This window comes from Rhodococcus sp. OK302 (assembly GCF_002245895.1).
In the GTDB taxonomy this organism is placed as follows: domain Bacteria; phylum Actinomycetota; class Actinomycetes; order Mycobacteriales; family Mycobacteriaceae; genus Rhodococcus_F.
In genome coordinates, this window is sequence record NZ_NPJZ01000002.1 from 204,486 (window position 1) to 216,519 (window position 12,034).

The 12,034-nt window shown below is 63.7% G+C and carries 11 protein-coding genes, 1 tRNA gene and 2 pseudogenes; 4 read left to right on the forward strand and 10 right to left on the reverse strand.

Features of this window, described 5'->3' with window-relative positions; translation table 11 throughout:
* Window positions 1-111: 111 nt before the first annotated feature.
* The 4 genes from BDB13_RS28540 to BDB13_RS28555 form a co-directional block, all read right to left on the reverse strand.
* Window positions 112-1,155: a YncE family protein gene (locus BDB13_RS28540; RefSeq protein WP_094275427.1), complete on the reverse strand. Its 1,044-nt coding sequence runs from the start codon at window positions 1,153-1,155 to the stop codon at window positions 112-114.
* A 416-nt stretch (window positions 1,156-1,571) separates the two neighbouring features.
* Window positions 1,572-1,745 carry a CsbD family protein gene (locus BDB13_RS28545; RefSeq protein WP_094275428.1) on the reverse strand — a complete coding sequence of 58 codons (174 nt, stop codon included), beginning with the start codon at window positions 1,743-1,745 and terminating at the stop codon, window positions 1,572-1,574.
* A 335-nt stretch (window positions 1,746-2,080) separates the two neighbouring features.
* Window positions 2,081-2,632, reverse strand: coding sequence for a DUF6328 family protein (locus BDB13_RS28550; RefSeq protein WP_254923099.1), 552 nt, complete (start codon window positions 2,630-2,632; stop codon window positions 2,081-2,083).
* Window positions 2,633-2,776: 144 nt separating this feature from the next.
* Window positions 2,777-2,980: a hypothetical protein gene (locus tag BDB13_RS28555; protein WP_094275429.1), complete on the reverse strand. Its 204-nt coding sequence runs from the start codon at window positions 2,978-2,980 to the stop codon at window positions 2,777-2,779.
* A gap of 109 nt (window positions 2,981-3,089) precedes the next feature.
* Here BDB13_RS28555 and BDB13_RS32375 point away from each other — a divergent pair, with 109 nt between their 5' ends.
* Window positions 3,090-3,239 (forward strand): hypothetical protein, encoded by a 150-nt coding sequence (locus tag BDB13_RS32375; RefSeq protein ID WP_176459774.1) that lies wholly within the window; start codon window positions 3,090-3,092, stop codon window positions 3,237-3,239.
* A gap of 101 nt (window positions 3,240-3,340) precedes the next feature.
* On the opposite strand, the pseudogene BDB13_RS28560 reads toward BDB13_RS32375, so the two are convergent.
* The 5 genes and pseudogenes from BDB13_RS28560 to BDB13_RS28580 form a co-directional block, all read right to left on the reverse strand.
* A pseudogene (locus tag BDB13_RS28560) lies at window positions 3,341-3,611 on the reverse strand (DUF7218 family protein).
* A 61-nt stretch (window positions 3,612-3,672) separates the two neighbouring features.
* Entirely contained in the window at window positions 3,673-4,845 is a 1,173-nt protein-coding gene (locus BDB13_RS28565) for a glutamate--cysteine ligase 2 (RefSeq protein WP_094275430.1), read from the reverse strand.
* 330 nt (window positions 4,846-5,175) lie between these two features.
* A complete protein-coding gene (locus tag BDB13_RS28570) occupies window positions 5,176-5,370 on the reverse strand; it encodes a hypothetical protein (protein WP_141210738.1) in 195 nt (64 codons plus the stop codon).
* Window positions 5,371-5,429: 59 nt separating this feature from the next.
* The gene (locus tag BDB13_RS28575; protein ID WP_094275432.1) at window positions 5,430-5,669 is read right to left on the reverse strand and encodes a hypothetical protein; all 240 of its coding nucleotides are present in this window, start codon (window positions 5,667-5,669) and stop codon (window positions 5,430-5,432) included.
* 542 nt (window positions 5,670-6,211) lie between these two features.
* Window positions 6,212-6,658, reverse strand: a complete 447-nt coding sequence (locus tag BDB13_RS28580) for an Hsp20/alpha crystallin family protein (protein ID WP_094275433.1) — start codon at window positions 6,656-6,658, stop codon at window positions 6,212-6,214.
* Between the two features lie 142 nt (window positions 6,659-6,800).
* Between BDB13_RS28580 and BDB13_RS28585 the strand changes: the two genes are divergently transcribed.
* Both BDB13_RS28585 and BDB13_RS28590 read left to right on the forward strand, forming a co-directional pair.
* Entirely contained in the window at window positions 6,801-7,136 is a 336-nt protein-coding gene (locus tag BDB13_RS28585; RefSeq protein WP_094275434.1) for a MerR family transcriptional regulator, read from the forward strand.
* Between the two features lie 313 nt (window positions 7,137-7,449).
* Window positions 7,450-7,522, forward strand: a tRNA-Asn gene (locus BDB13_RS28590).
* Between the two features lie 922 nt (window positions 7,523-8,444).
* Here the strand turns inward: BDB13_RS28590 and BDB13_RS28605 are convergent.
* Window positions 8,445-9,898: pseudogene (locus BDB13_RS28605) on the reverse strand (aminotransferase class I/II-fold pyridoxal phosphate-dependent enzyme).
* A 601-nt stretch (window positions 9,899-10,499) separates the two neighbouring features.
* Between BDB13_RS28605 and BDB13_RS28615 the strand changes: the two are divergent.
* Complete coding sequence (locus tag BDB13_RS28615) at window positions 10,500-11,900, forward strand: WS/DGAT/MGAT family O-acyltransferase (protein ID WP_094275906.1); 1,401 nt, start codon at window positions 10,500-10,502, stop codon at window positions 11,898-11,900.
* The last annotated feature ends 134 nt before the right edge of the window (window positions 11,901-12,034 follow it).

Genomic DNA, 12,034 nt, shown 5'->3' on the forward strand with positions numbered 1-12,034 from the left:
CCCTCATACGCCTGGTTGACGGCGTCGAATCCGCTTGCAACTCAGGCCCGTAACCGTGCATGCCGGCGAATCGCCGGGTCACGCAGCGGTCGTGCAGTGTCGCCGACAGTTTCAGGGCGACGGCGAGCGTTCGAGGAGTGCGGGATGGCCGCCCGCCCCGACGGGCACCGGGAAGTAGGTGTGGTGGGTGTTCGGGTCGACTGCGACGACATGAGCTTCGTCGGCCAGGTGACCGGACCCGATCGCGGTGAGATGTCCGCCTTGTTGGTCGAGCACGCTGACGGTGCCGCTTTCGGTGGCGACGTACAGGCGTTGCGCGCCTTGGTCGTAGGCGAGGACGTCGGGTTGCGTGCCGACGGTGTTCGTGCCGGTGACCTGCCAGGTCGCCAGGTCGACGGTGAGCAGGGAGGCGTTGCCTTCACAAGCGACGAAGGCCAGCCGAGCCTCGGGGTCGAGCGCAAGTCCGTGGCCGCCGCGGCAGCCGGGCAACTCGAGCCTGCGGGTGACGGCCAGCGTTCCGGGGTCGATGGCGGCGAGATCGCCCTTCCCTTGCACGACGACCAGCATCTGGTCGTCGACCGGGTCGTAGGCGACGTTCCCGACCTCGCCGCCGAGATCGACGCTGCCGCGTACCTGCGCGGTGACGGCGTCGATGACAGTCTCGGTGCCACCGGATTCGTTGGTGGTCCACACCGCACCACGCGTCGGGTCGTACCCGATCCCGTCCGGATAATCTCCGGTGGCGGCCTGCCCGATCACGGCGCCGCTGTCTTCGTCGAGGATCACCAGGCGGTTCTCGCCGGTGGCGGTGACGTAGACCCGGCGCAGTTCGGGAACGACGAGGACCCCGTGCGCTTGGGAGAGGTTCGGGATCACCCGAACTACCTGTTGGGTGTTGATGTCGACCTCGATGACCTCGCTCGCGCCGAGGTGTGCAATGAACAACAGTCCCTGATCGGAGTCGAGGCTCTCGTAGTCGAAGCGTGAATTGTCGCCGGGGAGAGCGATTTCCGCGACCGGCTGCAACGGCAGCGGGCCACTGTCAGACGGCGACGGTTCGGAGGTACACGCGCCGAGCAGGATCGACGCCATGACGAGTGCGGGCAGCAGCCGGGCCGCTCTCGGGCTGCGCCGGTCACCGGTGGGGGTGTCCATCGCGGCTCCTGTCTGCTTCGGGGTGGTCAGTTTCCGGGTGTGACGTTAGAAAAGTGTGTCCTGCCCTTTCCCGATTCGGTCTTTGCGTTTCCGCCCGAGCCCAGTCCCGTACCGGTGCCGCCCGTTCCGCCGCTTCCGCCTGAACCCGGTCCCGAACCCCGTGCCAGGTCCTCTGCCGCCGCCTCACGCCGCCTCAACTCCGCCGCCTCAACTCCGCCGCCTTCTGGACAGGTCCCCGGGACCTGCCTTGCCGACGTGTCCCGGCTCGGCGACTTCAGGCGTTTCGTTCGACCCAACCCACGATCGCTGTTGCGACGAACAGTCCTGGTAGGACGGCGGTTCGGCACCCGTGTTGGTTCGGCACCGTGTTCCTGCCCGGCCGGTTCGTCGATGAACCGGCCGGGCACCGACGGGAATCAATCCTTGAAGACGTCTTTGACCTTTTCCCCTGCCTGCTTCACGTTGCTCTTGGCCTGATCCTTGTTCCCTTCGGCTTCGGTGTCCTTGTCTCCGGTCGCCTGCCCGACCTTCTCCTTGGCCTTGCCGGCCAATTCTTCGGCCTTGTTCTTCGCCTTGTCGACGGCACCCATCGGCTTCTCCTTTGTGTGCTGGTCCGGTCGCGGGTCCGCTTACCGGACCATCTGGACAGTGACCTGCATACCCATCCGGGTGACGTCCAACCGTTCTCGACGAGATCCCGTTGTCGCTGCTCGCCGACGGGGCCGATGTACATTCCGGTCCACAGATTGCGGTGCCGACATTGGGGAGTCGGATACCGGGCGGATCCGCTTACGCACCGCACGGGCGAGCCGCTCACGAGACCGGGCCGTCCTATGTTTCTTCTTCACATCCGATCTGCTGCCCACGCACTACTCGGAAGGCACACGTCGAACGGCGGCCGGACGCTACCGAGCTGAGCTACAGATCAGCGCCGCCGCAACCTCCACGGGAGCAGCAACCAGAAGAACGCAAATATCAGGACCGCACTCACACCGGCCGCCGCGCCGACGGCCGGATCCAACACGACTCCGACGATCAATGTCACGACGCCGGCCAGCGCCAATCCGAGCATGAGAAGTCCACACAGAGCGAGTCGGTGCGCCGAGGTCACCAGCGTGCGCAGTTTGCGCTGCCGGAACAGGATGCGGTGCATTCCCACCGGAGCGATAAGCAGCACCGTGGCCGTGATCGAGAAGAACACGGTCGCCAGGTAGTCGCCGCGCTCGAACGCCGACAGTTCGATGAACCGTTGCTGGAACGGCAGCGTCAGCAGGAAACCGGTCAACAGTTGGACACCGGTCTGCACCACCCGCAACTCCTGCAGCAGGCTCCCCCAATTACGGTCCAGTCGTTGGGTTTCGGTCTCGTTGCGAGCTTGCCGATCCCAGTCGGCGTCCTCGTCGGGATGATCCGCCTCCGCAATCTGCACGGGGCTCTCGGGCGACTCGGGTGGATGACCGGACTCCGCAGCGCTCATCGTCAGTCCGTTTCCTGGTCGTCCACTGCCGGTCCGGAAGCAGGCACGTTTGTGCCGAAAGCACTGTGGCCCCCGAGCGGGCCCCCGAGCGCGCTCACCAATTCACGGACTTTCACGATGCACATCGTCTCTGCACCCGTGCGTTCACGGACTCGGTTGGGGCAGAGTGCAATTCGAGATCTTCGGATTGACCCCGAGGTAATTCAGCGGTCCCGCGATTACGGTAACCGCGATCGTACCGGCACTCGCGCAACTGGTTTCGGAAGTGTTGCTGAAGTACCCACGCTGACCTGCCGCGACCGCGCCCACGATCAGCCATACCAGGACGATCACCACAACGATCCTCATCGCACTCACCACACCCGTCAGAGAAGTGATGGGGGAATGCCCGCGCGGGGGCCTGACAAACCTCCTACCGCGATCGTTTCGGTAAGGCGTCCGGGGGAATCCGGGATGCATGACCGAGAACAATGTTCACGAACCGAGTCCCTCCGAACAACCCTACGACCCGGCCGAGGATCCGGACTCCGACCCGGAGAACCGATTCCACCACGCGCCGCGGCAACCGAATCAGGCGGAGGGCGCCGACGAGACCGACGGCAGTTGACTACGCACCAGAGCAGTTTGCGGGTAGGTCGGGAAGGCATACCACCCCCGGTCTGTGGCTGGCTGAGATTATCCGCCGAGAAGGGAAGACCGTCCTGACGATCAGTGATTGCGGAGCAAGTTGACGAGTTCACTCTTGTTCATCGACGAGTACCCGGTCAGTCCGATCTCCTTGGCGCGTTTCCTCAGTTGGGGTACCGTTCGATCCTCGTAGGAGGCCCCCTCGCCGCCTTTTTTGGCCACGCTCTTGCGTCCCTCGGCTGGCGGCCGCGTTCGATATTCGGGCCGCCTTTTCCTTGGAGTCGCCCTGCTCGCGCAGGTCTTCGTAGAGTTCTTGGTCTTTGAGATGTGGATCCGATCCCTTACCGGGCATGGCGATCCCCCTTCGGTTCTCGATGGTCCTTGGTTGCCTACCTGGTGCCGCACCCACGGATTTACTGTGCCGACGGCCCGGACTTCACCACCACCCCCTTCTGCGAGACACATCCTTCGAATGTGCGGCGCGCGGCCACGTCGATCACGTCGGCAACCTTGCCGCGACGGGCCAGCGTGCGGTGTTGCACGATCGCCCCGTTACCGTGATGGAGCACCGACGCAAGTGACGCAGTGACCTGCTCGAGTTCGCCGAGTTCGGCGAGTACCGGTCCGGTGTGAGCCAGGAGCCGGCGGGCCAAGTGGCGAGCGGGAACCAGATGCTTCCTATCAATGTCCAGTCCGCGTCCGGAGAGTCCGTCGCGGGCAGCTCGCCAACACGCCGCGTGGAGTACGTCTTGGTCGACGATCGGCGCGGACTCACCTCGGCTGATTGCCTGCATCGCGGTGGTGACCAAGGCGTGTACCAGCGCGGCAAATGTCATCGTCTCTTCGACAGTGGCCGGCACGTCACTGATCCGGATCTCGACGGTGGGCAGGTGATCCGATAGGCGCACGTACCAATAGACCATGTGAGGATCGAGGATGACTGCAGTCTCGAGCATCGTCGCGACGGCGTCGTCGTAGTCGTTCGCGGACTCGAAGTACGGCGGTGGCCCGGAGCTGGGCCACCGTCCGAACAGGATGTGGCGCCAACTGGCGTAGCCGGTGTCGACGCCGGCACTGATCGGTGAGTTCGCAGTCAACGCCAGCAGCGTCGGCAACCACGGGCGCAGGTGGTTGATGACCTGCACCCCTTGTTCACGGTCCTCCACACCGACGTGCACGTGGCAGCCGCACATCACGCCGGTGGTGAGGGCACCGAACTGCTCAGCCATCTGCTGATATCGCGGTGTGGCGGTGATCGAGTCCGGGGGTGGGTCGTACATTGAGGTTCCCACCGCGAGGAGTTGACATCCGGTATGTGCGGCAGCGTCGGCGGCGACGGCGCGCGATTCGCACAGTTGGTCACGGAGATCTCGGATGTGGGATCCGATGGAGGTGGAGGTTTCGACCTGGCAGCGGGAGAGCTCGAGTTGAAGGTCGATACCGAGCTCCTGCCCGGCGGCTGCAACCTCGGTATTGCGCAGGCTCGGCCGGCCGGTGTGGGGGTCGGAGAGGAGGAACTCCTCCTCCACCCCGAGTGTCGGTGCCCCGGCAGTGAAGTGGCCGAGTGGAGCGGGTCTCTCTACCATGGCATTTCCTCCGCGTCCGATACCCGCCCCGACCACGACCCTGTCGTGGCGTGACCGCTGCAGAATGCCGTCAACGAATCGGCCACGCCAGCGGTTCCTGCTCGACGTTCGTCGACTACTGAGCGGCGTACCCGCAGCTGGCGAGCAATTTCGCGTGCCCGTTTCGCTCTCGCTCGAAACATTTTCCCGGGGGATTATTTCGGGTGGAAACGCCAAGCCATAGTGGGACGGTGGATCGTTACGGCACCGACTCTTGTGAGATCGCTGGATGCCTTCGGGGGCCGGCGGCTGGAACACTCCCGTCAACATGCAATGGGATCCACCGCTGTCCTACGGATCGGTGATTACGCTGCGTGGAGAATCCTTCTTGACGTGTGTTCGAAACACCGATCCCTCGCCAGCGGTTCGCGGGTCTTGGTCGCCGTGAGGAGAGGGCATCGTACGTACTCCCACGACGCCGCGCCACCAAGCTTCGCGTTCCTCGGATTCGGTCCACACCACGACATCGAGGTCACTGAATTCCATGTTCTGCTCCTTCACCATCCCCCGCTTGTTACCCAACTCGGAACCCGGGAAACGCGCCGTCAGCGGTGGTTGGGGATGCCGCCCCCACGATTCGGTGCACGAGAACATCGGGTTCCGCGATGCCCGCCCAGCGGGAGTTTCGTGGTCAGCAACTCTCCACGATGGTCGTAGCGCTGCACGGACAGCCCTTGGCTGGTCCCTCCGTTGGCTGACGTCGCAGCCACGATCGCCTGGTTGTCCGAATCGAAGTTCCCCTCCGTGCTCGATCCATCTGCAAAAGTGATCTTGTATCGTTCCATCACGTCGCCCTGTCTAGGCTCGAAAGTTTCTTGGAGACAAGATTTTTGACTGCGGCACACAGAGAGCGCGAAGGCACTCCCGCTGCCGCGAGGGCGACTACCGAGTCCGGTCACACCTCTCGAGGTTCCCGCCTTTCGGGTGCATGCGCCCTGTACCTGCTCGGGCACCGGATGAATATCCGTGTGTGAGCGTCTCGGCAACCACCCTGGCATGGGCCTAGCACACCCCGGGAGTGGGGCAGTAAGGCCCGATCTCTACCCGATCGCTTCGGGTTTCTCTCGACGTACCTGTTCCTCGTCGCTGCACTGTCGGGGGCATGCAGCGAAGACCCACCGAGGGCGGAGGCGAGCGTTGTGCGGCACGCGGCCGCATCATCGGAGGCCCGTACCTAGCCGTACGATGCTCTACTTCCGGAACCGGTCTGCCGGGTTCGAGGGTGCAGGCCGCGCCCGCTGCGCCTCGCACGTCCACTGCGATGCGGGCGCCATCGACCCCGACCATCGGTCGATACCCTTCGAAACCTTTTCCTATCGGCGGCTGCTCAGGTATCGATTTGCTTGCTCTCCTGCTTGTGACCCACCTCCTTGGCGCTCTCACCACTGCTGATCTCGATCTTGCGGGGTTTGGCCTGCTCCGCGAGCGGGATCGTCAACCTCAGCACCCCGGCGTCGTAACTGGCATCGACGTGCTCGGTATCGAGGTTCTCCCCCAGGAACAGTTGACGGCTGAACACCCCCCGCGGACGTTCGGCCGCAATCATCTCCTCGCCGCCTTCGCGGACCGGCCGCTCCGCATGCACCGTCAGCACGTTCCGGTCGACATCGAGATCGAGCGAATCGGGATTGATCCCGGGAAGGTCGAACTCGACGACGAACCGTTCCCCCTCCTGCCAGGCGTCCATCGGCATTACCGCAGGCTGAGAGGCCGTGCCCAACAGTTGGCGGGTCAGGCGGTCGAGATCACGGAAAGGATCGGTGCGCATCAACATCTTCTGTCACCTCCAGAAAATATTCACTGGAACCAACACCACATCCACCCGATATCTACAGTAGATGCTGTAGGTTTAGTACATCATCGAACGCACATCGGATCAAGAGTATTTCGACGACAAATTCAGTCGGGAGACCACCATGACGCGCACCTCAGGTATCTCCGAACCTCCTGGCCTGTACGCGATCTCGGCTACTGCCGAGTTGTCCGGTTTCACAATCGGCACACTGCGGCTCTACGAGCAGTACGGGCTGATCACCCCCACACGAACGAAAGGCGGCGCACGCCGATACAGCGACGCCGACTTGACCCGACTCGGTCGGATCACGGAACTGATCGCCGACGGCATCAATCTCGTCGGCATCAGACGGGTTCTCGAGCTCGAAGAAAGCACCGCAGCACTGCGGCGTGACAACAGGCGTCTGAGCGAGGACAACACACAACTCCGCACCGAGAGGAAGGCATCGTCAAGCTAATTGGGGTGCAACCATTTTCGGGCGCAGTAGCGCATCACACGGAGCGGCGTTCAGGCCGCCGGGTGCAGTTCGGAGACTTCAGTCCACACCTCGAATCTAATGCGTGCGGGGAGATACGACGGTCATGCCGTGCCGGAGCGGGACGGAAGTGCGGGGAGATGCGACTGAAGGAGGCCAGGAATCGTTGTATTGAGCCGACAGCCGGAAGCCTTTCATCGCGCGTTCGCATTGCCGGGCGTTTTCAGTCCAGCCGAAGTCCCTTGGACGTATAATTGTTGAAGTTACCCAGGTCACGACGTTGGAACACTCTCAATGGTGGGTAGCTCAACAGGCAGAGCAGCGGACTGTTAATCCGCCGGTTGCAGGTTCGAATCCTGCCCCATCAGCACAAGGCCGATCCGCGACAATCTGCGATCAGTGCTGATACCGAAACACCGTTGATCTCACAGCGGAGATATCGACGAACTGAGGACCGAAATCACCACCCAGTTCGCTGCGCGATAACCGATGAAACCGTCCACGCTCAGGGATCCCGGCTCACTGTGACACACCAGGAACGGGTTTGACCCGCGCCGGAAGATCTCGTCGAAAGCGTAGAAAAAAGTCAAGAAGGGCCTGGATCCGTACTGACTTCGATGCTAATTTCGTCAGTGCACAGTCGGCTGCGGCCGCGCGTGGCGGGCGCACAGGTGACAGGGAGGTGCACAGCTGTGCGGCACACCAACCCCGACATTTACTATCGATGCGACTCGGATGACCGTCGGTCCGTCACTGCCCCGGATACCGGGGAATGGATCCGATGGCCTAATTCCAGCCCCCTCGCCCGTTGGTGGCAGGAAACGATGACATGCGGAGAACGCAATGCGACACGATGACTGGCATGCCCCTCGGAATTGGTTGTTCCGGTGCAGTCGATGCGACCACTGGTACCGCACGGCTGCCCGGAACGAGTCCGCCGCAGATTTTTCGGCCCGCACCAATGGCTGGGTCGTGGGAGAAAACCCGTTATGTCCCGGATGCGCCAGCGTTGCCATCCCTCACCCAGACACCAACACATCCATCGATATCAACGCTGCGTAGCGAAACATATCCGGCGCTTCTCCGGGCCAGGTAGCAGGCGTCGGCGAAACGCCGATGCTCCATTCGAGAAAAGAGAGCCTGCCGAGCGGTTCGCTCTGTTCAGTGCATCGAGATCGGTGTCGGTGGGAAGGTTCTGTTGCGGATCGTCACTCATTTCTCGTTCTCCTGCGCGTCGTGCAATCGTATCGCTGGCCTGCGTCGTCAGTTCTCGCAGACGAGCGCGGTAGTTCATGCCACCACCCGGAACCAGTCCAATGCGGGATCGGTGGCGTCGGGTACTGCCATCCCCACACGGACGCCGGTTTTAAGGTAGTCGACCACCTCCTTGTTCAGGCATTCTCCGGGCACGACGACCGGAATCCCGGGCGGATAGGGCGTGAGTTGTTCGGCACCGATACGGCCGGGTGCCTGCTCACTCGGAATCATCTCGGTTCGTCCGAAGAACGCCTCGCGCGGAGAGATCACGGTGTCGAGTTGAAGGTCGGCCGGCGCCGCCAACTCGATGTGCGGGGCGATCGGAAACGTCTGTGTCGCTGTGCACAGGTCGTCGAGAGCGTCCAGAAGCCGCCGGGTGGTCGAACGGTCATCGGCGGTAGAGATCGTTGCCAGGATACGGCGATGATCACTCATCCCGACATCGATACGGTGTTGTGCCCGAAGCCAATCCGAACACTGATATCCGGATGCGCCGGTTCCGCTGACGTCGATGAGGATTTGCATCCGGTCGAGGTCGTGAGAGGCATGATGTCCCAACAATTCGGAATCGAGAACATCCAATCCGGGGAGGGATTCAATGTCCCTGCGTAGCGAATCGACGAGCGTGAGGGTCGAGTTGAGAAGCCTATGTCCGGACTCGACCATTTGTCGGCGCCATCCGTCCAAGGCCGAATAGATCAGGACATTGGGGCTGGTCGTCATCAACAGGTCGGCGCATGCAGACAGGTGTGCGTCGTCGACCAGATCTCCTTGGACGTGGAACCTTGTTCGAAACCCATTCCCATTTTGTGGACACTCACGACGCAGACGTCTGCACCTGCGTCCATGGCCCAGGTTGGCAAGCGCTCGTGGAACGGTAGGTGAGCACCCCATGCTTCGTCGATGATCAGGGGTTTCCCCCGGCGGTGGCACACGTCGGCGATTGCTGCGATGTCCGCGCATGTTCCGTAGGGGCTCGGGCTGACGATCAATGCTCCCGCCGCATCCGGGTGCTCGTTCCAGGCGTCGTGAACTTGCTGTGGCGACGGGGGATGCGAGAGGTGATGCGCAGCATCCCACTGCGGGGTTATCCACCGAGGGGTGATGCCCGCAAAGATCAGCCCCGCGACGATCGACTTGTGACTGTCCCGGCCCAGGAGCATGCCGCCGGGGTGATTTCCGGCGACTGCCATCATCGCCGCTTTCACCGACAGGGAACTACCGCAGGTGGAGAAGAAGGCGTGGTCCGCGCCGACAGCGGCCGCCATCAGCTGCTCTGCTCGTGCAAGATAGCCGTTCGAGGACTCTCGGTCGTCGAGCCCGGACGACGCAAGAACATCGTCGCGGAAGGGCTCACGTCCCAATACGGCGATTACCCGTCCATCTGTGCCCCGGCTCTGCCGGTGCCCCGGAGGAGTGAAGCCATAGCGCCCGAGCTGATGGTATTGCTTCAGAGCGTCCAGTAACGGGGCTTCACTTTGGTCCATGGAGGTGGACTACCCGCCAGGCTGGTAAAACATTCGATGCCCCAGAGCGCAGGAAGTCGGATCGAAGAAAGTGCGCACGAGCCGATTCGACAGGGCGATAGCTCCGGTTTACGAAGGTGGTCCGAACCGATCCCATACCCGGTGAGTCTTCAACAATTCGGTCACCGCGGCGAGCGCTGTTTCCGCATCGTCGTAGACCCTCTGCCGGATATGACCTCGACATCGACCCTTCCCGGTCGTGAGATCGAACTGTGGCGCAGGCGCTTGGGAAGCGATGGCGGATCCGAACAGAAAACCTCGAGGAAGCGCCGGTCGCCTGAAGAAGGCCACCAACCCGTTGCCCGGCATACGTCCGAGAAAAGAACGCGCGTGGGGCGCCGACACCGACCCTTCCAGGGACAACTGGACGCTGACCGAGTCGCGTCGGGTCGGGTCGCAACCCTGAGTGCACACGATCCCGACACTTTTCGATTGTGATATGCCCCACAATCGATTTGTGATCGCTGGACACGGGACACACCTAGAACGGGTCTTCAACCGCAGGGCCTTCGAGGGCCGGACCAAGCCGATAGGTCCGCAACGCCAACGGAAAGGCCCAATCTTGCTGCTCCCGATGTCACCGACCGATTCGATGTTCCTGCTCGGCGAATCCCGCGACCATCCCATGCACGTCGGAGGCCTGGCCCTGTTCGAACCGCCGGACGGCGCCAACGCACGAGATGTGCGGGCGATGCTCGACGCGGCGCTCGCACGCGGCACCGTGGCCCCACTGCTACGAAAGCGGGCCCGCCGATCGGCGACCACTCTGGGCCAGTGGGGCTGGGACACCGACGTCGCAGTCGACCTCGACCACCACGTGCGCCACGACGCACTGCCGGCGCCCGGCGGGACCACCCAACTGATGGAACTGGTCGCCCGCCTGCACTCCGGACTGCTCGACCGCAGCCGCCCGCTGTGGGAGATGCACCTGATCGAGGGCCTCACCGACGGCCGTTTCGCGGTGTACATGAAGATCCACCACGCCCTCGCCGACGGCGTGTCCGCAATGAAGCTGCTGCGCAGCGCGCTCAGCGAGGACCCCGACACCACCGGAATGCCCGCCCCGTGGGAGCCGCTGGTTCGCGAGCGCCCCGCCCTCCACCTGGTCCCGGACCCGCCCACCAGCAGCGCTGGCCGTCTCGACCTGCCCGCAGCGGCCTTGCGCGCCGCGAGAGGCGCCGCCGGAGACGTCGCGGGCATGCTGCCCGCGATCGCCGCCACCCTCGGCCGGGCCTCCCGTGGACACGGCGGCCCGCTCACCCTCTCCGCACCGAAGTCCATGCTGAACGTGCCGATCGGCGGCGCGCGCCGATTCGCGGCCCGGTCCTGGCCGCTCGAACGCCTCCGCCTTGTCGCCAAATTCGCCGACGCCACCGTCAACGACGTGGTCCTCGCGATGTGCTCCGGCGCCCTGCGCATCTACATGCGCGATCAGGGCGCACTGCCCACCGAACCGCTGATCGCAATGGTACCCGTCTCACTGCGCGGCGAACGACAGGAAACCAAGGCGGGCAACGAGATCGGGGTCCTGATGTGCAACCTCGCCACCCACCTCACCGACCCAGCGGGCCGCCTCGATACGGTGCGCGCCTCCATGCGTGAAGGCAAGGACGCGATGCGCACCCGCAGCTCGGCGCAGATCCTGGCGATGAGCGCACTCGGCACCGCCCCACTCGCACTCGGCATGTTCGGAATCGGCGGACCGATCCGCCCGCCGAACGTGATGATCTCCAACGTGCCCGGACCCAGCACTCCGCTGTACTGGAACGGCGCCCGGATGAGCGCGCTGTACCCGCTGTCCATCCCCGTCGACGGGCAGGCCCTGAACATCACCTGCACCAGCACCGACGAGCAGATCGCGTTCGGACTGACCGCCTGCCGGCGCGCCCTGCCACCCCTGGCGCCCCTACTCGACCACCTCGACGACGAACTCGGAGACCTCGAGCAGGCCGTCGGCCTGTAGAACCGCGCGGCAGTCGAGATGATTCGCTACCCGCACGTCGTCGTGGACACCCTGGCAGCGGTGTTCACTCTCGCCTGCATCACCCCCGAAGTCCGCTCAAAATTGACGAAGCCGAATGAGAAGCCCTCCGGCGC

Coding starts and splice junctions, on each gene's coding strand:
- BDB13_RS28550 (WP_254923099.1), bottom strand. CDS start 2,632: ATGAGCGCTGCGGAGTCCGGTCATCCACCCGAGTCGCCCGAGAGCCCC.
- BDB13_RS28575 (WP_094275432.1), bottom strand. CDS start 5,669: ATGGAACGATACAAGATCACTTTTGCAGATGGATCGAGCACGGAGGGG.
- BDB13_RS28580 (WP_094275433.1), bottom strand. CDS start 6,658: ATGTTGATGCGCACCGATCCTTTCCGTGATCTCGACCGCCTGACCCGC.
- BDB13_RS28540 (WP_094275427.1), bottom strand. CDS start 1,155: ATGGACACCCCCACCGGTGACCGGCGCAGCCCGAGAGCGGCCCGGCTG.
- BDB13_RS28570 (WP_141210738.1), bottom strand. CDS start 5,370: ATGGAATTCAGTGACCTCGATGTCGTGGTGTGGACCGAATCCGAGGAA.
- BDB13_RS28555 (WP_094275429.1), bottom strand. CDS start 2,980: ATGAGGATCGTTGTGGTGATCGTCCTGGTATGGCTGATCGTGGGCGCG.
- BDB13_RS28545 (WP_094275428.1), bottom strand. CDS start 1,745: ATGGGTGCCGTCGACAAGGCGAAGAACAAGGCCGAAGAATTGGCCGGC.
- BDB13_RS28585 (WP_094275434.1), top strand. CDS start 6,801: ATGACGCGCACCTCAGGTATCTCCGAACCTCCTGGCCTGTACGCGATC.
- BDB13_RS32375 (WP_176459774.1), top strand. CDS start 3,090: ATGACCGAGAACAATGTTCACGAACCGAGTCCCTCCGAACAACCCTAC.
- BDB13_RS28565 (WP_094275430.1), bottom strand. CDS start 4,845: ATGGTAGAGAGACCCGCTCCACTCGGCCACTTCACTGCCGGGGCACCG.